Origin of the sequence: Nitrosospira sp. Is2 (assembly GCF_033095785.1) — a bacterium.
GTDB lineage: Bacteria > Pseudomonadota > Gammaproteobacteria > Burkholderiales > Nitrosomonadaceae > Nitrosospira.
Map to the genome: position 1 here is coordinate 2,783,577 of NZ_CP137134.1, position 24,171 is coordinate 2,807,747.

Below are 24,171 nucleotides of genomic sequence, written 5' to 3' on the forward strand. Positions count from 1 at the left end.
CTCAGGTTGTTCCGCGTCTGGCAAAATCCTTCAAACGGAAACCGAGCAGCCACAGCATGAGGAAATAGCTTATTCCTCCCGTTGCCACCACGGCTCCGAGCCGTAGCACACGGTCCGACGTCGCGCCTGCCAGCCATGAAGCTTCGGTACCTGAGCCAAACCAGAGTACCGCACCCATCGTCGCCAGCGCCAGCGCTATCTTTGCCATAAAAATGGCCCACCCCGGCTGTGGCTGGAATATTTGATGGCTGCGAAGTTTATAGTAGAGCATTCCTGCATTAAGGCACGCACCTAAACCGATGGCCAGCGCCAGCCCTGCGTGCTGCAGCGGTATGATGAACGCGAGGTTCATCAGTTGTGTCGCGGTGAGCGTTATAACGGCGATTTTTACCGGAGTCTTAATATTCTGCCGCGCATAAAATCCTGGAGCCAGCACTTTCACCAGGATAAGCCCCAGCAGCCCCACACTGTAGGCAATCAACGCATTCCGCGTCATCCAGACGTCGTTGGCGGAAAACTGGCCATGATAAAACAGTGTGCTGATAAGCGGCGTGGCAAGTATCGCCAACGCCAGCGCCGCCGGCAGCGTTAACAGCATGGTGAGGCGCAAGCCCCAATCCAGCAGCCGCGAATATTCAGTGGTGCTGTTGGTCGCATAATACCGCGACAGCGACGGCAGCAATATGGTCCCCAGCGCAGCCCCCAGCAGCCCGGCGGGAAATTCCATCAGGCGATCAGCGTAGTAAAGCCAGGATACACTGCCGGTGATAAGAAACGAGGCAAATATCGTATTGATTAGTAGGCTAATTTGGCCGATCGATACCCCGAACACTGCGGGACCCATTTGCCTGATCACGCGCCATGCACCGGTGTCGGGAGACCTGAGGCGCGGCCTCGGCAGTAATCGGATGCGCATAAGAAACGGCACCTGGAAAGCTAGTTGGAGCACGCCGCCGATTAACACAGCCCATGCGAGCGCCATTACCGGTGGGTCTATCATGGGTGCGAGCCAAATCGCGCAAGCGATGAATGAGAGATTCAGCAATGCCGGCGTTAACGCCGGCACCGAAAATTTGCCGAACGTATTGAGGACCCCTCCCGCGAGTGATACGAGCGAGATGAACAGGATGTAAGGAAAGGTAATACGCAATAGTTCGATCGTCAGCGCAAATTTTTCAGGGGTCGCGGCAAACCCTGGCGCGCTCACATATATTATCCACGGGGCAGCAATTACGCCCAGGAGCGTAACCAAAAAAAGGACGATAAATAGCAGTGTGGCAACGTGGTTGACCAGCTCTTGCGTCTCACCGAATGAGCGGCGATTGTTGTATTCAGCGAATATCGGCACGAATGCCTGTGCGAACGCACCTTCCGCAAACAATCTTCGCAGCAGGTTGGGTATGCGAAAGGCGACAAAAAACGCATCGGTTTCGACGCCGGCCCCGAAGATACGGGCAATAAGTACGTCTCGTACGAACCCGAGGACACGCGAAATCAGCGTCATCCCGCTGACGGTAGCGAGGGCTTTTAGCAAATTCATGGAGGGGTATGTTAACCTGAATAGTACGGTCCATTTGTCCCGGGTAGAAAATTCAGGCGACTATCGCGCGAGCGAGCTGCAGAATGGCACGCCTTCCTGTTTTTCCTTGCAATATGCCGGAAACGTCCGTATCATTTCGCAATTTTCAGCACCAGATAATTCAGGAATTTTCATGGCTAATAGTGCACAAGCGAGAAAGCGTGCCAGACAGAACGTCGCTCAGCGCGACCGTAACATGAGCCTGCGCTCGCAATTGCGCACCGCGATCAAGCACGTAAGAAAAGCGATCAGTTCTAGCGACAAATCCAATGCGCAGACTGTGTTCCAGGAGTCCGTCGCTATGATCGATTCAATTGCTGATAAGGGCATCATCCATAAGAATAAGGCTTCGCGCCATAAAAGGCGCTTGTCCGCCGCCATCAGGACGATGGCCTGAGCAGTAAGTTTTCAATAAAAAAGCCCGGGCGTTCCCCGGGCTTTTTTATTTTCCTGATTTCTTCAGATTCGGGTTCGCTCACGGTACATTTCCGGAGGGCTCGAGACGGTCTTTCTTGAAGACCTCTGTTAGTGGGGATACCAGGTCCATGGGTATTGGAAAAACGATGGTATTGGATTTGTCACTGGCGATATTAGTGAGGGTCTGCAGATAGCGAAGCTGCATGGCACCGGTGTGCTGTGATAGGATTTCTGCCGCTTTCGTTAATTTCTCGGATGCCTGAAGTTCGCCTTCGGCATGTATTACCTTTGCACGCCGCTCGCGCTCGGCCTCGGCTTGGCGGGCAATGGCCCTTATCATCGATTCATCGATATCCACGTGCTTGATCTCGACATTGGCGACTTTGATGCCCCAAGCATCGGTTTGAATATCCAGCACCTTCTGAATGTCCATGTTAAGTTTTTCCCGTTCAGCCAGCATCTCGTCAAGCTCATGCTTTCCAAGTACAGAGCGTAGCGTGGTCTGTGCGAACTGACTGGTCGCGGCAAGAAAATTTTCTACCTGGATAATGGATTTTTGCGGGTCAACAACGCGAAAATATACGACGGCGCTGACTTTCACCGAAACATTGTCGCGTGAGATAACGTCTTGGCTGGGTACATCCATAACCACGGTACGCAGATCAACTCGGACCATCTTCTGGATACCAGGGATAATGACGATGAGTCCAGGACCTTTTACCTTGTAGAAGCGACCCAGCAGGAACACGACACCTCGCTCATATTCGCGCAATATCCGGAACGTTGTTAACAGTGCCACAAGGAGGATAATGACAACAGAGCCGAAAGTGGTGAACATGATTGTCTCCTTTGGGTTATTTCTCTGCCGAAGTTACGATTAAAACCAATCCCTCCATTCCCACTACGCGTACCTTCTGCCCTCGGAAAAGACGCTGCGCAGAACGGGCGCTCCAGAGCTCACCATGAACACGAATCATGCCCTCGTCCAGGATATCCTCCAGAATTTCTCCTTCCGCTCCAATCAATTCCTCCCTGCCGCTGACAATCGGGCGCCGCCGTGCCCTGAGTGCCATGCCAACGACAAAAACCAGGAATAGCACACTGACCATGGCTACCAAGGCAATCAGGAGCCAAGGAATGCCGTAGCCGGGCATATCACTGTCGATCAGCATTAAGGAGCCCACGACGAAGGCAACAATTCCGCCGATCCCGAGCGTACCGAAGCTTGGCAGAAAGGCCTCCGCCACCATGAACGCGATGCCTAGCAGGATTAAGGCAAGACCGGCGTAACTTACCGGCAACAACTGAAACGCATACATGGCGATCAGAAGACAGATGCCGCCCGCGACCCCGGGCAATACAAAGCCGGGATTGGAAAATTCGAAAAATAATCCGTAAATGCCTATAAGCATCAGCACATAGGCCACACTCGGGTCGGTGATTATCGCCAGGAACCGTGTGCGCCAGTCGGGTTCTACTACGCGCACCTCGGCAGACGCTGTATCAAGAATAATCTTTTCTCCACGTATGTCCACTCGCCTGCCATGCACCTGTTTCAATAGATCTGCCACATCAGTGGCTACATAATCGATGACTTTAAGTTTTAGCGCGTCGGCCGCCGATAGGCTTACAGCTTCTTTCACTGCCAGTTCCGCCCACTCCGCGTTCCGATCGCGCATTTGTGCAAGGGCGCGAATATATGCTGCCGCATCATGTATTGCTTTGCGCGAGATTGCACTATTTGCAGGAGTTTTCTCATCTTTCGATATTTTTCTGTCGCTGCTGTTGTTCGATGGCGTTTCAGCCGGTCGCGGTGCAGATTTTGGCTTGGTCTCGGGCTCAGGCTGGGATTCCGGCATACCTCCAATCTGTATTGGTGTGGCAGCGCCCAGATTTGTGCCCGGCGCCATCGCCGCGATGTGGCTGGCATACAGGATATATGTTCCGGCACTGGCAGCCCGAGCTCCGCTGGGTGCCACAAAAACCGCTACGGGCACGGGCGACGCAAGAATGGCGCGTATAATCTGCCGCATTGAGGTGTCTAGTCCACCGGGCGTGTCCAGTTGCATTACGACTAGGGGTGCACCTTCAACCGTGGCATGCTGCATACCCCGCTCGATAAAGTCAGCGCTCGCAGGAGCAATAGGACCGCTCACGGTCAGTACTACGACAGGTGCAGCAAGAACCGACACCGGTAGCAGAAGTATTGCTGCCAGGCTGTGCCGCAAAAAACCGGTTACCCGTTTCATGTCTCAAATATAGACGGTTTTAGCCTCGATTGCGTTCGGTGGAACAGGGTCTTTCGCTGTTGCAATCAGGATTGTTTTAGCGCATAAAGCGCCTTCCATCGTAAAAGCACTATTTCATGAGAAAACCAATAAGCCGAATACTGATCATCAATGATGAAAAGCTGATATTGAAGGAACTGATCCGGGGGTTGAATGCTGCCGCGAAATCTCTGGAGAACCCCTTAGGTATCAGTTTTGCGGGCGTCACTACGGCGCGGGAGGCGCTGCAGGCCATCCAGGACGACGGCGACATTCAGTCGGTGCTGGTGGATGACACGCTCTACACCCTGAAAAACGGCGAGAAGGGTTCCCGCAATCTGCAGATGACTGCACTAAAGCTGGTGCAGGAGATCACTCGTTTTCGTCCCGAACTGGATATTTACATATTAATTGCTCAGGAAAATGAAGACGAAGTGGTGGACGCGCTCTTTTCTGAAACCGTGGATGGCTATTTCTATCGCGAAGAGCGCGATTATCGCGGTATTTACCGCATCCTCAACGCCCAGCTTCAGGAAAAAGCACGCACGCCATTTTATGATCAGCTCAAAAACTACGTATTGATGGCAAAGGATGCCTGGCACACACCGGGACATTCGTCGGGGGATTCGCTGCGTGACAGTCCTTGGGCGAGCGATTTTTACCAGTTCATCGGTGAGCATATATTCAGGGCTGACCTGTCGGTCTCGGTGCCAATGCTCGACTCCCTGATGGAACCTTCAGGCGTAATTGCCGAAGCCCAAAAGATTGCAGCTAAGGCATTCGGGGCGCGCCGCACCTTTTTCGCCACTAACGGCACCTCGACGGCGAACAAGGTCATTTTTCAGACACTGCTCGCACCGGGCGAGAAGCTGCTGCTGGATCGCAACTGCCATAAATCGGTGCATCACGGCGTGGTGCTATCCGGTGCGCATCCAATCTATCTCGACTCGTCGGTCAACAAAAAATACGGCGTTTACGGCCCGGTGCCGAAAAAAACGGTGCTACGCGCCATCGAGGAAAATCCGGACGCGCAGGCACTCATACTCACCAGTTGCACATACGACGGCTTGCGTTATGATCTTCCTCCCATCATTGAGGCGGCGCATGCAAAAGGCATCAAGGTTATTATCGATGAAGCCTGGTACGGCTTCGCCCGCTTTCACCCGGCCTTTCGCCCCACTGCGCTCGAGGCGGGCGCCGATTACGCTACCCAAAGCACGCATAAAGTACTGTCGGCTTTTTCGCAGTCGAGCATGATTCATGTGAATGACCCTGACTTCAACGAACATCTGTTTCGTGAGAATTTCAACATGCATACGTCGACGAGCCCCCAGTACAGCATGATCGCCAGCCTCGATGTCGCCCGTAAACAGGCAATGCTGGAAGGGTACAAACTTCTGTCGCGCACGCTGGAACTGGCAAAGGAAGTCCGTGAGCAGATTAATTCCACTGGGGTATTTCGCGTGCTGGAGCTTGCTGATCTGCTGCCGGACGAAGTAAAGCAGGACAATATCCAGCTTGATTCCACCAAGGTTACTGTGGACATCTCCCGCTGCGGCTTTACCATAGAAGATCTGATTCGTGAATTGTTCGAGCGCTATAACATTCAGGTAGAGAAATCCACTTTCAATACGCTTACGCTGCTTCTTACCATCGGCACCACCCGCAGCAAGGTTTCGCGTCTTTATGATGCATTGATGCGCATCGCGCGCGAAGGCCGAGCCCCCCGGCGCCTCTATCAGATTCCGCAGATCCCGGGCTTTACTGATCTCAAGTATCTTCCGCGCGATGCTTTCTATTGTGGGGGCGAACAGATGCCGCTGCTGGACGAACAGGAGCGGATAAACAATGAGCTGAATGGCAGGGTTTGCGCGGATCAGATCACGCCGTATCCACCGGGTATTCCTGTACTGGTGCCCGGACAGAGCATTACGAGCGAGGTCGTGCAATATCTCGTAAGCATGTTGCGTTCGCAAAAGCGCGTCGAAGTACATGGCATTGTTTATGACGGCTACCTGCCATGCTTGCGACTACTGACTGCCGCTGAGGAAAAAGGCTTGAAAAAGCTGGTTAAATAAGTAAATATACCAGAGTTTACAACACAACCATTCATCGGCGCACGGCGGCTTATGCCGCCGTGTCCCTTTCTGACCCTGGCTAACAAGGGTAATCCTTATGTCCAATGTAATGAACACCTACCTGCGTCTCCCCGTTACTTTTGCCAAAGGCGAAGGCGTTTGGCTCTGGGACCAAGAGGGTAAGCGTTATCTCGACGCGCTGGCGGGTGTTGCCGTGTGCGGGCTCGGGCATTGTCACCCAAAACTTGTTAAGGCCATTTCCAGCCAAGCAGGCACGCTCATCCATACTTCCAACCTTTACCATATTGCGAAGCAGGAACAGTTAGCGAGCAGGCTCGCCCAATTGTCGGGCATGGATAACGCGTTTTTCTGTAATTCGGGAGCGGAAGCGAATGAAGCCGCTATTAAGCTGGCCCGGCTGTACGGACATGGCAAAAATATAGATTTGCCGACAATTATCGTGATGGAGAAATCCTTTCATGGTCGCACCATGGCGACCTTGACTGCCAGTGGAAACCGCAAAGTACAAGCGGGTTTCGAACCGCTTCTCACCGGGTTCGCGCGCGTTCCCTACAACGATCTGGAAGCAGTGTCGCAAGTGGCGGTTCACAACAAGAATGTTGTGGCGATTCTGGTCGAACCTTATCAGGGAGAAGGCGGGGTCAACGTCCCGCAAGCAAACTATCTGCAAGGTTTGCGCCATCTCTGCGATCAAAACGGTTGGTTGCTGATGCTGGATGAGGTGCAATGCGGAATCGGCCGTAGCGGCAAATGGTTTGCCTTTCAACACAGCGATATAGCGCCGGACGTGGTTACGCTTGCCAAAGGGTTAGGTTCCGGGATGCCTATAGGCGCCTGTCTGGCGAAAGGTACGGCGGCGGGCGTGTTCAAACCAGGCAATCATGCTTCTACTTTTGGCGGCAATCCACTCGCTTGTGCTGCCGCACTCACCACGCTTGAAGTGATCGAGGAAGAGCAGTTGCTCGAAAATGCGTTGTTAATGGGCGATTACATGCGAGCCATGCTTAAAGCACAACTGACGGGCCTTGCAGAGATCAGGGAAATTCGTGGGCAAGGGTTGATGATTGGCATTGAGCTTTCCAGACCGTGCGTCGAACTCGTCAAAGACGCATTGGAAAAAGGCCTCCTCATTAATGTGACTTCCGACAAGGTCGTGCGTCTGTTGCCACCACTGGTGATTCAAAGGGCAGAAGCGGAACTGGTGGTAAGTACTTTATCGGGTATCGTGAAGGAGTTTTTGATGACTTGACTGACTCTCAGTCGGAAAACGTGAACCGTAAAGATGTCACGCTTTCGAGTTTTGATCCAATCCATGGCCAAGGCGTTATGCAGATCAAGCACTTTTTGCAGTTCAACGATTTTTCCCGAGAGGAATACGAATATCTGTTTGAGCGAACGCGCTGGATCAAGCATGAGTTCAAGCAATACCACCGCTATTGGCCTCTGGAGGATCGTACGCTTGCGATGATTTTTGACAAGCACTCGACCCGCACCCGGTTATCGTTTGAAGCAGGCATGCACCAGCTGGGCGGCGCCGCCATCTATCTTTCCACCCGAGACACTCAACTTGGACGAGGCGAGCCTGTGGAAGATGCGGCGCGCGTTATTTCCCGCATGGTGGACATCGTGATGATCCGCACTTATGAGCACGAGATCATCAGGCGTTTTGCCACTCATTCCAGGGTTCCCGTGATCAATGGACTAACCGACGAATATCACCCATGCCAGATCATGGGAGATATTTTTACCTTCATTGAGCAACGTGGGCGTATTTCAGGCAAAACCGTGGCGTGGATCGGAGATTCAAATAACGTCTGCAACACCTGGCTTCAGGCGGCAGAAGTCTTCGATTTCAATGTGCACGTGTCGACCCCTCCGGGTTACGAAGTTGAACCGGAACGCGCCGGACTTTACGGCACGAGCCACTACGAGGAATTCGCTGATCCGCACGATGCCGTGAAGGACGCCGACCTGGTGACAACCGACGTCTGGACGAGCATGGGGTTTGAAGCGGAAACCGAGGAGCGGAAAAAAGATTTTGCCAATTTCCGGGTAGACGCGGAAATGATGTCCTGTGCCAAGCAGGATACATTGTTCATGCACTGCCTTCCGGCGCATCGCGGCGAAGAGGTTGCGGCTGAGGTGATCGATGGTCCGCAATCAGTCGTATGGGAAGAAGCGGAGAACCGGCTGCATACACAAAAGGCATTAATCGAATATTTATTGTTGGGAAGATTGAAGGAACACGAATAGCGCGGAGTTATTACGCGTTTTACGCATCCAACTGAGAAGCAGGTTTTACCGTAAACGAGTCAAAGCATGAACATAACAACCAACATCGATATGCCTGAAATAAACAAAGTGGTGCTCGCATTCTCCGGCGGGCTGGATACATCCGTGATCCTCAAATGGCTGCAGGATACCTACCGCTGTGAAGTGGTCACGTTTACCGCGGATATTGGTCAGGGTGAGGAGGTTGAGCCCGCGCGGGCGAAGGCGGAACAGCTGGGTGTGAAGGAGATCTTCATCGAGGATCTGCGCGAGGAATTTGTCCGCGATTATGTCTTTCCCATGTTCAGAGCCAATACCGTATACGAGGGCGAATATCTCCTCGGCACCAGTATTGCCCGGCCACTGATAGCCAAGCGCCAGATCGAGATCGCTCGCGAAACCGCCGCGGACGCGGTTTCTCATGGCGCGACCGGAAAAGGCAACGATCAGGTGCGGTTTGAACTTGGCTATTACGCGTTGCAACCTGATATTCGCGTGATTGCGCCATGGCGAGAATGGGACCTTACCTCCCGTGAGAAGCTGTTGAAGTATGCTGAAGCGCATGGCATTCCAGTCGAGATGAAAAAAAAGGGCGGCTCTCCCTACAGCATGGACGCAAACCTGCTGCACATCTCGTATGAGGGCCGCATTCTGGAAGATCCCGCGCAGGAGCCCGAGGAATCGATGTGGCGTTGGAGCGTGTCGCCGGAACAAGCGCCGGACGTGCCGGAATACGTTGAACTGGAGTTCAGGCAAGGCGACATTAGCGCATTGAACGGGCAAAAGCTCTCGCCAGCTCAGGTACTGGAGAAACTCAATCAGTTGGGGGGCAAGCACGGCATCGGGCGCCTGGATCTGGTCGAGAACCGCTACGTGGGCATGAAATCCCGGGGTTGTTATGAGACTCCTGGCGGGACCATCATGCTGCGCGCTCATCGTGCAATCGAATCGATTACACTCGACCGCGAAGTTGCCCATCTCAAGGATGAGCTGATGCCGCGCTATGCCGAGCTAATCTACAATGGTTATTGGTGGAGCCCCGAGCGCAGAATGATGCAAACCATGATTGATGCGTCCCAGGTGCACGTCAATGGCTGGGTACGGGTAAAGCTATACAAAGGAAATGTTATCGTAGTGGGACGCGACTCTGAGACGGATTCGTTGTTTGATCCCAATATAGCGACCTTTGAGGAAGACAAGGGCGCGTACAATCAGGCGGATGCCGCTGGATTCATCAAGCTAAATGCGCTGCGGATGCGTATTGCAGCAACCTTGAATCAGCGCGGATGATTCACCGTTAACATTTCGCCTGCTCCACGTCAGTATTTACCGGAGACTTGCTCATGCCATCGTTCGATATCGTTTCCGAAGTCGATAAACAGGAAGTCAGAAACGCGGTTGATCAGGTGAACAAAGAGGTGGGAACACGGTTCGACTTTAAAGGTTCGGACGCTCGTGTGGAACAGGCAGACTATGCGCTCACCATTTTTGCAGATGATGAATTCAAGCTGGACCAAGTGCTTGACATTCTGATGGCGAAGCTGGCGAAGCGCAATGTCGATGTGCGTTGCCTGGAGAAGGGGGAGTCGGAGAAAATCAGCGGTAATAAAGTCAAACAGCAGGTTACGGTCAAAACCGGAGTGGAAAGCGAACTGGCGAAAAAAATAATCAGACTCGTCAAGGATAGCAAGCTCAAGGTTCAGGGCAGCATCCAGGGCGAGACAGTGCGTATTTCAGGGGCAAAGCGCGACACGCTGCAGGAAGCAATACAGTTGGTCAAGAAATCTATATCCGAATATCCGCTTCAGTTCCAGAATTTTCGTGAGTAACTGGCCCAACCTGTCGGTAATACTTTAAGCCAAACCCGAGATCCATCGCTCGTATAAGCTCCGCGCGACGTTATTCAATCCGGTTACTCGCTCGATCAGGTTTGTCTGAATTGCCTCCGGCGATTGCACTGATGGAATATTGCTGGTGGCTATTTCCGCCGCCCCTGTCTGACACCAGGTTTTTACCATTTCTTCAGTCATCTCGACATGGCATTGAAGCGCCAGGTGCCTGTCGAGCGCGAATGCCTGATTTTCACAGCAGGGGCTGGAAAGAAGAAGGGCGGCGTCCGCCGGAATGGTAAATGCTTCCCCGTGCCAGTGGAATGCCTCGAACCCCGCCACCTCGCCGAACCATTCGCGTGCGACGGCGTTGTCCGCGACGCGTACCTCACCCCAGCCGATTTCCTTGACCGGGCTTTGATGCACCTCTCCGCCGAGGGCTTTCGACATCAATTGCCCACCAAGGCAATGGCCCAGCACGGGGACATTATTCGCTACCGCTTGCTCAATTAGAGCAAGCGCTGGCGCAATCCACGAAAGGTCATCATTTACGCTCATCGGTCCACCCATGAATACGAGTCCGCTAAAGCGGTTGGGGCTTGAGGGAACGGTTTCGTTGGCGTCGATTCTGACGAGCTGCCAGGGGATAGAATGGGAATCAAGAAATGTGGCGAAGTAACCCGGACCTTCCGTCGGAAAATGTCTGAAGATGGCAACAGGTTTCATGCAAGAGACCGTTTCGAGCCTAACGCGTTAAGTAACAAATAAAGCTTTTGACTTTAAGTCGCCCTCAGATTGTTTGGTTTCAGACCACGCGAAGGCCGGGGCCAAGGTAGGTCGGAGCCTTGCAGTTAAGAGTTAAGGGAATCTATACGCCCGGCCGCCACGGCGCGATGGCTGAGTCCGGGATTATTCTCTGACCGGTGACCCTTGCGCCATCAAAATTGGCCGTTTCATGGGCTCCAACCAGGTACGTGCCCATCTCGACCTGAACCTCCACTTGCCCGCTGGCTACGGCAATGCTGCCCCCGGCGGGGGTTTTGCTGACACTGAAACGAGTCCCGGTATCCCTTATGTAAGTGGTGCCCACTTTGAGTTGCAATTTACCGGGCCCCTCGCCCCGTACATCGAAATAAGCATTGCCGCGCAATAGCTCAATACGAGGGGGATCGGTATTGCTGACGGTAACGCTGCTATCGGCGTCAAGACTGATATCGATGTTTGGTGTTGCGGTAACCGTGATGCGTTGCCCCGGTTCAGTTTCGTGTAGCCGGGTGCTCAGGGGTTTCGCGATGAACCACGAAATTAACCCGAGGCTCACCGCCGCGGCTACTATGGAACCATGTACGAGGAAACGCTGCCGGACAGAGGGACGACCTAGGGTAGCCATACGTGCGAGTCCCCGGACATATTCCTATCCCATTCGGGGGGCCGGATCGCAGTATTTAAATTTTCAGCTGCCGACATCGTGTTCCGGCTATATGGTGACATGGGTCCTATGGTTTTGACGGATCGGTAACAAACCCGATTCGGACGAGTCCGGCTTTTGCCGCGATGGACATCACACGTGCCACATGCTCGTAATGCACATGCCGGTCAGCCCTAATATGCAACTCGATGTTGGGGTTCTCCTTGGCCGTCGCGGCAAACCGCGGGGCCACCTGGTCCATTGTAACCGGCTCTCCATTCCAGTAAAGGGTCGAATCCTCACGAAGAGCAAATTCGATATGATCCGGTTGAGTGATATTTGGGTTGCTCGACGCTTTGGGTAGATCCACCTTAACCGAATGTGTCAGCAACGGCGCGGTGATGATGAAGATCACGAGCAATACGAGCATCACATCCACCAGCGGCACCACGTTGATTTCGGACAACGGTGGCGGTCTGTTACCACTATTCATCGTGCCAAATGCCATTACAACCTCCTTTCACCGGGCACAACTGCGGGCGCAACGACAGGCGCAACAACGCGCAGCTGACGTTCGTCGCCAGCAGAGCTATTGGTTTTTGCTCCCACCGTAATGAGTACGAAAAGGTCGTGAGCGAAGGCATCCAGACGTGCCAGCCAGATGCGATTGCGCCGCACGAAGGTGTTGTAAGCCAGCACGGCCGGAATCGCCACAGCCAGCCCCAGCGCAGTCATAATCAATGCTTCGCCCACCGGACCAGCCACTTTATCCAAGGTACCCTGACCGGATAGTCCGATTTGTATGAGGGCGTGATAAATCCCCCACACAGTACCAAACAAGCCGATATAAGGAGCGGCTGACCCCGCCGAAGCGATCAGTGTCAGGCCGTTTTCCACGCGAGTTGCCTCCTGATCGAGTCCATTGCGCAATACGCGGGTTATAAATTCCCCCGCTCCACCTCCTGCCGCCAGCTTCTGCAAACCGTGTTTTTCGGAATCGGCGGCTGCATCCATCGCAAGGTGTGCAAGTTGGGCAAATGCGTTATCGCGCGAGCCATCGTTCAGTGTCGAGTTGACCTCCTGCAAAGAACCAGCGCTCCAGAAGCGTTTGAGAAATGCATCGGCACGCCGCCCGGCGAGAAAATTCGAAATACTCTTTGTCAGGATGAGGTACCAGCTCGCCACCGAAAGCATAAGCAGCAGCAGGAGTACGCTCATGCCTACGCCATCGAGCTGCGTGATGAAATTCGAGAAGCCTAGACCTTTTTCCATTGAATCAATCTCCTTGCAATACAAAGTTGAAGGGTTGCAGGGCAATAGCTCGGACGGGCTGGCCATTGCGCGTTGGTGGGTTGCAGCGCCATGTTTTTACCGCTGCCATCGCTGCTTCGTCGAGACGCTTGTAGCCACTGCTATTGGCGATCTGCGCTATATTAACCTGACCGCTCTCGTCCAGTTCCACTCTTAATACCAGCTTTCCTTCCTCCCCCAGTCGCCGAGACAGGGGGGGGTAAACAGGCGCATTCAAATGGGGGCAGGCAACGGAAAGCTCCGAGGATAGCGTGACTGGACCGGCCGGCATCTGCGGAGCGGCCGGCGCTTCCGGCGCCGCTACCGGTTCTGGCTCGGGATCTGGTTGGAATGACAGTGCTACCGGCTCACTGGCCGCGACCACCGGCGCTTCCGCGACTAGCTGGCGTGACTGTGGCTTCTTTGCCGGCTGAGGCTTAGGTGTTGGGGGAGGAGGGGACTCAGGCTTGGGTTCTTCTTTCGGTCGCGCTGCAGGGATAAAGTTGACGAACACCGTCGCCAGCTGTTCCGGGGGTGGGATCAGCTGCTGTTTAAACAAGAAATATAGCAGCGCGCCATGAGCCGCGAGCACGAGCATCAGGCTGGGCAAGAAAGCAGGATTGCGATTGATGACCATGCTCAAGGTGTCGGTCCGGCTACGGCGGTGCTAGCCAGCCACTGTTCAAAAAATTGCTTGCTGACCAAGCCAGTCTTGACGTCGCGCTGGTGTTTCCGGTCATAAAAATAGGTTCGTGGCACCTCCCCATACCAACGGGCATCAATTTCGCGACGCAGGCGTTCCGGCATATCATCCGCAAAAACCCATTGCTCCACTTGGCCCATGCCATGGGCTGCAGCCTTTAAGGCCAACTGCGGCGCATCACTTATGGTGTCGGTGGCAACGAGGACCACGTCCAGATTGGGATGGCTACGACGGAGTTCACTCAACGTTTTCAATTCGGTGGGACAATATTGACAGTCAAGCGACCACAAGACGAGAATGAACGGTTTGCCCTGGCGAGCTGCAACGACCTGTCCCAGACTTCCCTGAGTAAAAGGCCGGACGGCTTCCGCTGCAACCGCAACATTCACGCAACAGAGCATGAATACAAGAATAACGAGTCGCAACATTGTATGATCCCAGCCGTACATAAACTGTTCTCTAGAGCCGGAATTTGTCGTTGAGTTACTCAGCGTTGACATTTCGAAATGTGAATCTAATTGAGAATCAGTTCCACTCAGAAGATGCGATTTTACCATGAAGCTGCAAACCTACGTAAAGTGCGCGCCGTAAAATATATTTTTTTGCCAATCTGCTATCTGATATAGGTCAGAAGCATGATAGGCGGGCGGGAACATAATCACAATGCGGCAAATTGTCGCAGGACGCGTCGAGGCGCCGATATGGAATTTTCCTTATGACTAAGTTCTCGCTGCTTGGTTCGCACAAAACCCGGTGTTTACCCGCCGATAGGATACGACGCTTGGGGATGCCAGAATGAGAATATATGGCTATCATTTCGTGAGCGCCGAGTCGCTGCTCAAGGATCAGCGTATTGCAAGGAAGCATCAGTTCGATAAAGTGGACTCGATCCAGTGAGCGATGCTGTGTCCGTTTCCAGCCGAAGTTTCGTCCGGTCGGATTTTTGTTAACATTGCTGTCGACGTTACGTCGGTTTTTTCCGTATTTTTGCGATAGGCATTTGTCCTGGCTACTCAACAGGAACTTTCTAATTTTCTGGCTGAAACCGAGCGGCGCGCGTACAAGCAGGCGATGTTCGCGGTGCGTGACGAACATTTGGCCATGGATATTGTTCAGGATTCGATGACGAAGCTCATTGAGAGTTACTCCATGAAACCGCCGGAAGAATTGCCCCTGTTATTTCAGCGTATACTTCAGAATACTATTCGGGATTTTTACCGCCGGCAAAAAACCCGCTCCCTCTGGACAACGCTGTTTTCGTCATTCCTGCCTGCTCATCAGGAAAAAGAATCCGAAGATTATGACCCGTTAGAAACTTTGGAGTTGGAAGGGTTATCTAATGCAAATGACCCCCGTAAACTACTGGAACAATCCCAGCTTATCGGTTTGCTGGAGAAGGCTATTGAATCGCTGCCCGCACGTCAACGGGAAGCGTTTCTTTTGCGTTACTGGGAGGAGATGGATGTTACCGAAACCGCAAAGGTCATGGGGTGCTCTGAAGGAAGCGTGAAGACACATTGCTCCCGTGCAACCCATGCACTTGCTACGCTGCTGAAAAAAGAAGGAATTGAGTTATGAGCGAAGACGAAATAGGGAAGAACGTTACGCGCCTGTTGGATCACGGCTTGGACAATCTCAAGCAGAGTACATTGAACCGCCTTCAGGCGGCCCGCAGGGCAGCCCTCGAAAATTATCATATGACCGAGGCAGAGGTCGGCGTGGGCGTAGGTCAAGGCGCTTCCGCACGGGGCGGGCACGAGTGGCAGCTTAAAACGCCCAAACTGTTATCGGCCATTACGCTGCTGCTTGCCCTCGCTGGGGTTGTCTATTGGCAGACGCTGCAGCCCACCGATGAAAACGAAGAAATCGATATCATGCTGCTGGTCGATGAACTACCTGTGAATGCGTATCTGGACAATGAGTTAGATGCATGGCTCGATCCTTCCTAGCGGTCGCGTTCTGGCTGTGTGTTTCGTTCTCCGTGTCCGCTTCAGCCACAGGGGCCAGACCTTCGTGGGATGAATTAAAGCCCCAACAACGGGAGGTCCTGGCTCCACTGGCGCAAGAGTGGAACAATATGGACTCTGCAAAAAAGAAGAAATGGCTAGGCATTGCCAAGCGTTACCCGGGAATGACGGCTGAAGAGCAGCAACGCACCCAATTGCAGATGCGCGACTGGTATTCTCTTACTCCCGAGCAGCGCGAGTTGGTTCGCGAGAAGTACAAAACGATTAAAAAGCTCCCGCCAGAGAAGCGTCACGAAATAAAACAGAAATGGCTTGAATATGGGCAGACCTCCTCTGGAGACCAGGGCCGGGATTAGCGGATATATTTCTGCCTCGGCTAACTGGCAGGAGGACAACTATGAAGGGGGCGATCTATGAATAAGGGCGAAAGCGCGCTCTGAATGAGTTCCGGAACGATAACGGCGTCTGCGCCCGGATTTTTGCGGCGGCTGCTGAGCATGGTTTATGAATTGCTGATACTGGTGGCAGTTCTATTTATCGCCAGCTTCGTTTTTCACCTTGTGTTTCAGGATACAAGCTCTATTCTTTTCCGCCCCGTGTTTCAGATTTATCTCCTCCTGGTCGCCGGAATTTATTTCACGTGGTTCTGGACTCATGGGGGACAAACACTGCCCATGCAAACGTGGAAGCTTCGCTTGGTAAGCGCCGATGGGCATCAGCTTTCTTTGAAGCAGGCGATCGCACGGTATTTATTTGCTGTGATTGGCTTTTTTTTCTTTGGTTGCGGAATTCTTTGGGCGTTCTTCGACCGGGACGGCCTTTTTTTACATGACCGATTGGCCGGTAGCAGGATCGTTAGAATAGAGGGATAGGCCTTCGCGGCTGGCCGTTGGGCCGATGCTTGGTGCTCGGCACCATCATATGAAATACACCGGGGTGTCACCGAGAGGTAAGGTGCGTTCCTTCGGGGGCGGGGTCACCTGAAGATCAGGGGAGCTTGTTTCTGAGGTTTGGTTCTGGGCTTATCCTCAAGGCGTATTGCGTGACCCCCCTCGATCACAGCCCTGGCCGCACCCAGATCTGCGTCAGGCTTTCTCAAGCAGTTCCGCCTACCGTTAACCCATCTATACGCAGCGTCGGCTGGCCTACTCCCACTGGCACGCTTTGCCCTTCCTTTCCGCAGGTACCGACGCCGGGATCGAGCGACATGTCGTTACCTATCATCGAAACCCGCGTAAGGACGTCCGGACCATTGCCGATGAGGGTGGCTCCCTTTACCGGATAGGAAATCTTACCATTTTCGATCATGTAAGCTTCGGCAGCCGAGAAGACGAATTTCCCGCTGGTAATGTCCACCTGGCCGCCACCGAAATTGACCGCGTACAAGCCATGTTTAACCGAAGCGATAATCTCCTCAGGGCTCCGGTCGCCGTTTAACATATAGGTATTTGTCATGCGCGGCATGGGAATGTGAGCAAATGACTCACGTCTGCCATTCCCGGTGACGGGAACATTCATCAGTCGCGCGTTCAGGCTGTCTTGCAAGTAACCCTTGAGTATGCCGTTTTCGATCAGCACTGTGCACTGAGTGGGGTTTCCTTCGTCATCAATATTCAACGATCCGCGCCTTCTCGCAATCGTGCCGTCGTCCACTACGGTCACGCCCGGGGCGGCGACCCGTTCGCCGATGCGTCCGGAGAATGCGGAACTGCCTTTGCGGTTGAAATCTCCTTCCAGTCCGTGGCCTATAGCCTCGTGCAGCAGTATTCCCGGCCAGCCTGCGCCCAGAACGACCGTCATGGTGCCGGCGGGCGCAGGTTTTGCATCCAGATTGACGAGGGCTTGATGCACGGCTTTCGCGGCGTAATCCCGCAGTACATCGTCGGTAAAATAAGCATAGTCAAAGCGTCCTCCTCCTCCCGCTGCGCCTTGTTCGCGCTGCCCATTTTCCTCGGCAATGACTTGTACCGAAAGTCGCACCAGCGGGCGTACATCAGCCGCTACAAGACCATCGCCGCGGGCGACGAGAACCACCTCATATTCTCCAGCCAGCGATGCCATCACCTGGATGACACGTTTATCTATTGCCCGCGCATACCCTTCGAGCTTTTCGAGCAATGCGACCTTATCGGTGTCATTAAGACTGGCAATGGGATCCTGTGGCAGGTAGAGTTCACGCCCCTTGCTGCGCTTCACTGCTTGTACCGATTGGGTATCGCCATGGCGCGCGATGGCGCGGGTGGCCTGAGCCGCAGATGCCAAAGCAGGCATACTGATATCGTCAGAATAGGCGAATGCTGTCTTATCGCCACTTACGGCGCGGACGCCGACACCTTGGTCGATGTTAAAGCTGCCGGACTTGACGATGCCTTCTTCTAAGGCCCAACCTTCAGCGCGGCTGTATTGGAAATACAGGTCGGCATAGTCGATGCGGTGCGAGAGCATTTGACCGAATACCGTCTGTAATGCGGCTGTATCAATCTCATGAGGCATCAATAAGCAACGGTTGGCCGTGGCAAAAAGATCCTCGGGTTGGGTGACAGGTTCAGTGGTCATATGTCAGTGTACCCATTATGGGGGGGAAAATTCAACAGTGATGGAGGGTTCGATGATTCAACGCCGGCAAACTATTGCGCAAGCTGGCTTGGTAGTCAGGATTAATATCCGCCGTCACCACCCCGGATCCTCGGGGAAGACGATTGAGGATCACTCCCCAGGGATCGACGATCATGCTGTCCCCGTGTGTCTCGCGCCCGTTGACGTGATACCCCCCCTGCGCGGGTGCGACGACGTAGGCGAGATTTTCGATCGCGCGAGCACGAATCAACGTTTCCCAATGCGCCTTCCCGGTCGTTGCGGTAAAGGCTGCCGGGGCAAAAATGATATCCACTTGCCCCATGGATCGGTAAAGCTCGGGAAAACGGAGATCATAACAAATGGAAAGCCCCATGCGGCCAAATGGCGAGTCGACGACAACGACTCCACAACCCGCTTCGATCGTTTCTTCCTCGGCATAGCGTTCGTTGCCAAGCTCCAGGCCAAATAGATGAATTTTGTCGTAACGCCCAACCTGCTCGCCTTTGTCGTTATAAACGAGGCAGCTATTTCTCACCTTATCCGGTCTGGAGGAAACTAATGGTACCGATCCACCCACTAACCAGATACCCAGGCGCCGAGCGATTTTACTTAGGAATTCCTGTATCGGCCCATCGTTAAACTGTTCGCGCGCCGCTACTCTGTCGGCATCGCTCATTCCCATCAGGCAAAAATATTCGGGTAGCGCCACTAGTTTGGCCCCTTGGGCAGCCGCAATTTCCAGCAGGCGCGCAGCCTCTTCCAGGTTGCCCCAAATATTCGGCCCTGCTGTCATCTGGATTGCGGCGACACGAGTGAAGCTCCCGCGGGTCCCAGTTAATTCAGGTTCCTTACCAACCGTCGAGTTATTAAGCATGTTCATGAGCTACTTCATCGCCAGCAATAATAAGACTAAGATTACGTTTTTATCCGCAGCCGCAACGTAAGTGTCAGGGAAACAAGGGTAACCGAAAATGATGTATTTAGGAACCTCTGAATAAGCCCTTCGCGGGCGCGACAGAAGCTCTGCGCGCGGGATCTGCGAAAGGCGACAACGCTAATGGCTGATCATGGCTGGCCCCTCCGCCAAGAGCCCCGCCCGTCCGCCAAGAGCCCGGCAAAGCAGGGCACCCGCAAGGCTTGTTATAGTGCAAACCGTTCCACTCCTTAAATCACAGATCAAACCATGATGTGCGCAGGATGTGGGGCCGCCTTGAAAGCCTCCCAATCTTACCAGCAACGCGCACCGCTAGGACTTGGGGCAGATTTCTTTATATTCCCCTTCGAGACTCCTTGTCGTTTGTAGCGGAATCCGTCGATCCATCGCAGCGAGAGACACGGTTTTAGTGTGCGCATGCGGACAAGAAGTTCTATTGTTCGTGTTTGACCGGTTCTTGTTCCTGTCGCATTATTCTCGCGACAACCGGCTCAGTCCAGCTGCCGGTAATGTCGTATTCTTTAGAAGTGGCCGGCTTTTGCAATGCTGTGTTTGCAATTACGGATGCCATGCCGACCACCGGGGTGGCTAATCCATATGACGGCGTCACCTTTATATGCAGCTTTTGAGTTTCTGCTTCGAGATTCATCTCTCCATTCATAAAGATTTTTACGGAGGGCCCTTCGATCCGGAGGTCATCGGTCGTTGCCAGGCCACGCCTTATTTTTACCCCACCTGAGATATCATCAAACCCCAAACCCTCACTGAACACATCATGAAAATCCAGCGTAATCCTTCGCGGCAGCGCTTGGAGATTGAAAATACCGAATAATCGGCCGAGACCGGGTTCGAATTTTGGGAACTGTCCACGCTTTGCGTTCAGCTTGAAGGTTCCTGACAAGGTGGAGTAATCGATCGATAGTGGGTTACCGTGCCACGACAACACTCCCTCAAGCCTGCCGCTCCCACGCCTCACTTGGTCGGGAAGGCCGAGACGGGTAAGAAAAGTTCCGATATCGCTGGCCTCCAATATGAGATCAGCCTGTACCCGTGGGGCGCCAGTACGATTCTGCCAGAGGCCATGAGCGGTAATCGAACTGTCGGGACTGCTTACATGCAGTTTCTCCACGCGCCAAAAGTTTTCCTGTTGGCCAGCGATCAGTTCCAGTCTGCCGAGTTCCTTATCGCCCATAAGAAACGTGTCGACGACAACGTCGAGTGCAGGCCACGTTTTGCTTTGGAGCCGCTTTTGCGCCTCTACGCCGGATCTTGAAGGAGATTTAGCAGGGATTGCCAGCCTGTGCAATCTTGCGGTCACCGCGCCGTTGGCGGACGGATCCCATTTGACATCACCGTTGATCTCGTTCCCGACCACAGTCGAATGCCATGCGCCTTCTTTTTTGTCCGCGTTCAGCATCAGATCATGGAAGCGTTTACCGAGAAAGTCGAGGGTGCCGACATGCACTTGGATGCCCGCGAGATTGGACGAAAACTCCGCCTCGTCCTTGGATTGACCGAGGAGACTACGCCATCGATCCAGGTTGAGTGTCGGCAATGCGCCGTTTACAAATATTCCTGCTTTCTCGGTGGGGCGTCGGGATGCTGCACCTAAGGTGATTTCGCCGGTAGCAACACGATAATCGCCTGCGCTATCACGAGTTCGGGTGATTTTGGCGTTCGCAACGCTTCCATAGCTGACGATGAGGCGATCCCTTTCGGGGCTTGTGACTGTACGCTCAAAACGAAGTGGCACAATATCCGCGGCGGCCTTGGCAAAAGGCTCGGGTAAATCGGAGGTGAGACCCCGTAGTGTCGATTCAACCGAAGCCTCCACAATTTTGTTGCTCAGATGGATCGAGGCCCGCCAATCCGTGCTGCCGCGTAAATATTGCACCCACGGCTGTGGAGCATGTGCCAGCGGGTCTCGGGAAGGCGAAGCCAAATTATCGAGGTCAATCTTCCCGAGCACAGATAGGCGCACGCTTCCATCCGATGCATTGGCTGAACTGATAGCAACCGGTCCCCCGAGCAGTCGCGCCGTTATATTTTCTATCTTGAGTCCGGATTCATTAAAAGCCATCACGCCGTTAATTTTCGTCAGGCTCGGCATCCTTGGACCCGGATCGAGCTGATTATCCACGAACTCGTAGTTGCCGCTCAGTTTGACCGGCCCGGTCCGTTGCAGGGGCAGATCAAACTGCACTGCCAATTTTCCATATCCGGAAACGGGAATATCGTCGGCCAAGGTGCTCTGCCCCCCTTTTGCCATTGTTTGGGCAGCGAATTTTACAAATTGCCGCGTCGCGCCACTCGCTTCAACTTCGCTGTGCAGTACCACATCGGGGTCGGATATGTCGGCAATATGAAAGCTGGCTTTGGTAACGGTAGCGCCTAATACACCGGCTTGAGACGCGTCGAATTCCATACGGCGGCCATGAACCTTCACATTTCCCCATATATTCTCGATGCGCGGCCATTCAGGAATGTTTTCGAGGATTAACCCCGAGACTTTCGAATTTAGCGTGAAGATTCCGTCATTTCGACCGAAGGGAAAGTCGGCAAGATTTCCCCGGAGATGTAGCCGGGTATCGGAGAATTGTCCCTCGACGATTGCATCGCCAAACCACTCAGGAAAGTAACGCGTTGCGAAGACAGGTAAATATTCCTTGAAGTAGCGCGCATCGGCACGCGTCAGATGACCGGTCATATCTATAACGCCAGGGCCATCGGCCGCCCCCCAGTAATTTCCGTGGGCTAATCCGGCAGCGTAGGCATTGAAGAAGGAAATATTACTGAATTTGAGCGCAATGGAGTTGTCGGTGGGCAACCTGCTCCAGCTCGCCTGACCAGTGAGCTTATCCAGCTTCAACGGCCCATGAAAAACATCCTGCCAATCGACCGTGGCATTCTGAGAATTGAGGTTAAGGGTACCGGCCCGCTCGGTAATGTCGATATTGCCCGTAATGCCATCAAATGCCGGTAGCATTTCAGACTTTTTCATCCCAAGGTTGTCAAAATGTCCCTTCGCGCTAAAACTTGACGGTCCCGACAATTCGCCCACCCACTTCGCCCGCATATAATGCAACTCGCCCCGCGGGGAGAGTTTTTCAAGTTTCTTGTGCAGTGTCTCGCCCAGCGGCAGATATTCCGCGAGGTCGCCTAGGATTCGCAGGTTCAGCCTATCGATATTTAATATTCCGCTAGCAGGATTGCCGCCGTGACGCGGAATCATCCGTAATGAAAAATTGACGGGTTGAGATTCGCGATTATTGCGCGTAGCAGCACTTAAATTTTTTGCGAATAACTCGAAACCACCCGCTCCGCTGCCTATCTTTTGCCATCCCACTCTTCCGCGCACCCGCATGAGGTTTAGTTCGGGCAAATCGGGAGCCAGTTGTGTCTTGACTTGACGCAAACGCATATCTGCTGTCAATCTCGTCATATCCAGCCCTTCGATACTCGCCCACATTCGCAGCGTTCCGGTGCCGTGATTCAACTGGATTTCCTCGGGGAAGGGAAGCCAGACACGCCACGCGGCAATATCAGCGCGGTCGATTTGTGTAAACAGCCTGCCTCGCCATTCTTCGGGGACATCCAGAGATTCTCCAAACAGATCCCCCCGCAGATCGAGACTCGCTGCAAGTTCGGTTGGGGGAGTGGCGCGCAACCCAAAACGATGGTGGTGGCCCCGATTTTCGAGGCGCAGGTTCACCAGCAGTTCCAGTTCGGGCGCGCCACGATAGTCATCCTGCCAAAGGATACTGGCGTTTTTGATAATGACCCGTCTCTGGTTTAACAACCAATCGGAAAAGCCATTTTCGCTTCCAGTCCACTCTTTGTTGAGTGCGAATCCTGCTACATGAATGACACCCGAGGGATCGCGACGCACCACCAGGTCGGGTTGGTCGATCTCCATTTCGCGGAAGTGCACGTTCCCATCGAAAATCGAGCGCCACGAAAGTGTGCCTTCCAAGCGGTGCAGCAGCAGCATGACGTCGCCCTCTTTGTCGTGCACTTGTATGGCGCGCATCACTATATGAGGGCGAAGTCCGTCCCAGTTCGCGCTGATCTCGCCTATTGTGAGACGCTGCCCAGACGCTTGACTGATGGCCTGGGCGATATTCTCACGGTATTGCTCGATATCGGGGAGTAGCCAGTAGCGAAATGATAACAGTAGCAGTGAAACGGAGGCCGCGATGACAATCAGGACCCATGTCAACAGGCGGAGCAAAAAGTTGCCAAATCCCCCGAGACGTGACGTTACCGAAAAATTCAATACTTATTTCCAGTTATCTACTTTGAGAAGGGCACCATTAAGTACCATGCGGCTGAGCCTGTTCAAGGCACAGATAAAACGGTTAGACAGGCTTGGCAGGCTTTGTTCAGTCCCTCGTCCGAACGAGGACATACCATTCAATTATACCGGCGGTATTTTTTACTCATTCCAGCGCCGAATTCCGCGAGCTAGCGAACAAGTGGCCGCAGCGTGTACCTTCGGGCCATATGCGGTTCAGTTTGCGACTCATTTAGGAACTCATGTGACAACTGAGTGATAAAATCGTAATGATGGCAAGTTGCCAGACAAATACAAAAAACGTAGTAGCTTAGTCTACGATAACGAGGAGTGCAATGCAGCGAGCGTATATGTTCACCCGTACACGGAGTAGTGACTCTCGCAGGCCAGTGCGTTGGAAAACCGAGGGCGAAACCTTGGAGTCGCACGCGTGAATGAGGACTTCGCATGGCGGGTACGACTGTAGCGAAGGCGGGCGCGCCGCGCTTTGCTTTCGTTGCCTCAATTCTGACCGGACCGCACATACGCTTCTCCGC

22 protein-coding genes are annotated in these 24,171 nt (G+C 53.6%); 10 read left to right on the forward strand and 12 right to left on the reverse strand.

Translation table 11 applies throughout. The features are described from left to right. Position 1: 1 nt before the first annotated feature. On the reverse strand, positions 2–1,540 hold the full coding sequence (gene murJ / locus R5L00_RS12210; protein ID WP_107694222.1) for a murein biosynthesis integral membrane protein MurJ: 1,539 nt from the start codon (positions 1,538–1,540) through the stop codon (positions 2–4). Between the two features lie 172 nt (positions 1,541–1,712). Between murJ and rpsT the strand changes: the two genes are divergently transcribed. After that, positions 1,713–1,976, forward strand: coding sequence for a 30S ribosomal protein S20 (rpsT, locus tag R5L00_RS12215; protein ID WP_317651978.1), 264 nt, complete (start codon positions 1,713–1,715; stop codon positions 1,974–1,976). A gap of 78 nt (positions 1,977–2,054) precedes the next feature. Here the strand turns inward: rpsT and R5L00_RS12220 are convergent, their stop codons facing one another. Then, positions 2,055–2,834 carry a slipin family protein gene (locus tag R5L00_RS12220; RefSeq protein WP_107694221.1) on the reverse strand — a complete coding sequence of 260 codons (780 nt, stop codon included), beginning with the start codon at positions 2,832–2,834 and terminating at the stop codon, positions 2,055–2,057. Between the two features lie 16 nt (positions 2,835–2,850). Further along, complete coding sequence (locus tag R5L00_RS12225; RefSeq protein ID WP_107694220.1) at positions 2,851–4,245, reverse strand: NfeD family protein; 1,395 nt, start codon at positions 4,243–4,245, stop codon at positions 2,851–2,853. A gap of 116 nt (positions 4,246–4,361) precedes the next feature. Between R5L00_RS12225 and R5L00_RS12230 the strand changes: the two genes are divergently transcribed. The 5 genes from R5L00_RS12230 (at position 4,362) to R5L00_RS12250 (ending at position 10,462) form a co-directional block, all read left to right on the forward strand. Then, the gene (locus tag R5L00_RS12230; protein ID WP_107694219.1) at positions 4,362–6,341 is read left to right on the forward strand and encodes an aminotransferase class I/II-fold pyridoxal phosphate-dependent enzyme; all 1,980 of its coding nucleotides are present in this window, start codon (positions 4,362–4,364) and stop codon (positions 6,339–6,341) included. A gap of 97 nt (positions 6,342–6,438) precedes the next feature. Continuing rightward, the gene (locus R5L00_RS12235) at positions 6,439–7,611 is read left to right on the forward strand and encodes an aspartate aminotransferase family protein (protein ID WP_317651982.1); all 1,173 of its coding nucleotides are present in this window, start codon (positions 6,439–6,441) and stop codon (positions 7,609–7,611) included. A 77-nt stretch (positions 7,612–7,688) separates the two neighbouring features. After that, on the forward strand, positions 7,689–8,615 hold the full coding sequence (gene argF / locus R5L00_RS12240) for an ornithine carbamoyltransferase (protein ID WP_107694362.1): 927 nt from the start codon (positions 7,689–7,691) through the stop codon (positions 8,613–8,615). Between the two features lie 90 nt (positions 8,616–8,705). Further along, a complete protein-coding gene (locus R5L00_RS12245) occupies positions 8,706–9,923 on the forward strand; it encodes an argininosuccinate synthase (RefSeq protein WP_317654180.1) in 1,218 nt (405 codons plus the stop codon). A gap of 53 nt (positions 9,924–9,976) precedes the next feature. Further along, positions 9,977–10,462, forward strand: a complete 486-nt coding sequence (locus R5L00_RS12250) for a YajQ family cyclic di-GMP-binding protein (protein WP_107694217.1) — start codon at positions 9,977–9,979, stop codon at positions 10,460–10,462. A gap of 24 nt (positions 10,463–10,486) precedes the next feature. On the opposite strand, the gene R5L00_RS12255 is transcribed toward R5L00_RS12250, so the two are convergent. From R5L00_RS12255 to R5L00_RS12280, 6 genes are all read right to left on the reverse strand, one after another. Then, the gene (locus tag R5L00_RS12255; protein WP_317651984.1) at positions 10,487–11,188 is read right to left on the reverse strand and encodes a type 1 glutamine amidotransferase; all 702 of its coding nucleotides are present in this window, start codon (positions 11,186–11,188) and stop codon (positions 10,487–10,489) included. A gap of 142 nt (positions 11,189–11,330) precedes the next feature. Next, a complete protein-coding gene (locus R5L00_RS12260; protein WP_317651986.1) occupies positions 11,331–11,852 on the reverse strand; it encodes a FecR family protein in 522 nt (173 codons plus the stop codon). 106 nt (positions 11,853–11,958) lie between these two features. Then, positions 11,959–12,378 (reverse strand): ExbD/TolR family protein, encoded by a 420-nt coding sequence (locus R5L00_RS12265; RefSeq protein WP_107694214.1) that lies wholly within the window; start codon positions 12,376–12,378, stop codon positions 11,959–11,961. Continuing rightward, positions 12,378–13,142: a MotA/TolQ/ExbB proton channel family protein gene (locus tag R5L00_RS12270; RefSeq protein ID WP_107694213.1), complete on the reverse strand. Its 765-nt coding sequence runs from the start codon at positions 13,140–13,142 to the stop codon at positions 12,378–12,380. Before R5L00_RS12270 ends, R5L00_RS12265 begins: the two co-directional genes overlap by 1 nt. 4 nt (positions 13,143–13,146) lie before the next feature. Then, positions 13,147–13,797 (reverse strand): TonB family protein, encoded by a 651-nt coding sequence (locus R5L00_RS12275; RefSeq protein WP_317654182.1) that lies wholly within the window; start codon positions 13,795–13,797, stop codon positions 13,147–13,149. Between the two features lie 2 nt (positions 13,798–13,799). After that, entirely contained in the window at positions 13,800–14,291 is a 492-nt protein-coding gene (locus tag R5L00_RS12280; RefSeq protein ID WP_107694211.1) for a TlpA family protein disulfide reductase, read from the reverse strand. 577 nt (positions 14,292–14,868) lie between these two features. Here R5L00_RS12280 and R5L00_RS12285 point away from each other — a divergent pair. The 4 genes from R5L00_RS12285 to R5L00_RS12300 all read left to right on the forward strand — a co-directional run bounded on the left by R5L00_RS12285 (position 14,869) and on the right by R5L00_RS12300 (position 16,702). Further along, positions 14,869–15,441, forward strand: coding sequence for an RNA polymerase sigma factor (locus tag R5L00_RS12285; protein WP_107694209.1), 573 nt, complete (start codon positions 14,869–14,871; stop codon positions 15,439–15,441). Then, positions 15,438–15,812, forward strand: a complete 375-nt coding sequence (locus R5L00_RS12290) for a DUF3619 family protein (RefSeq protein ID WP_107694208.1) — start codon at positions 15,438–15,440, stop codon at positions 15,810–15,812. Before R5L00_RS12285 ends, R5L00_RS12290 begins: the two co-directional genes overlap by 4 nt. Next, positions 15,794–16,186: a DUF3106 domain-containing protein gene (locus tag R5L00_RS12295; RefSeq protein WP_317651991.1), complete on the forward strand. Its 393-nt coding sequence runs from the start codon at positions 15,794–15,796 to the stop codon at positions 16,184–16,186. Before R5L00_RS12290 ends, R5L00_RS12295 begins: the two co-directional genes overlap by 19 nt. 99 nt (positions 16,187–16,285) lie before the next feature. After that, complete coding sequence (locus R5L00_RS12300) at positions 16,286–16,702, forward strand: RDD family protein (RefSeq protein WP_107694360.1); 417 nt, start codon at positions 16,286–16,288, stop codon at positions 16,700–16,702. Positions 16,703–16,925: 223 nt separating this feature from the next. Here the strand turns inward: R5L00_RS12300 and tldD are convergent, their stop codons facing one another. The 3 genes from tldD to R5L00_RS12315 all read right to left on the reverse strand — a co-directional run bounded on the left by tldD (position 16,926) and on the right by R5L00_RS12315 (position 23,617). Continuing rightward, the gene (gene tldD / locus R5L00_RS12305) at positions 16,926–18,386 is read right to left on the reverse strand and encodes a metalloprotease TldD (protein ID WP_107694205.1); all 1,461 of its coding nucleotides are present in this window, start codon (positions 18,384–18,386) and stop codon (positions 16,926–16,928) included. A 31-nt stretch (positions 18,387–18,417) separates the two neighbouring features. Further along, positions 18,418–19,200: a carbon-nitrogen hydrolase family protein gene (locus R5L00_RS12310; protein WP_317654183.1), complete on the reverse strand. Its 783-nt coding sequence runs from the start codon at positions 19,198–19,200 to the stop codon at positions 18,418–18,420. Between the two features lie 574 nt (positions 19,201–19,774). Then, entirely contained in the window at positions 19,775–23,617 is a 3,843-nt protein-coding gene (locus tag R5L00_RS12315; protein WP_317651993.1) for a YhdP family protein, read from the reverse strand. Positions 23,618–24,171 lie beyond the last annotated feature (554 nt).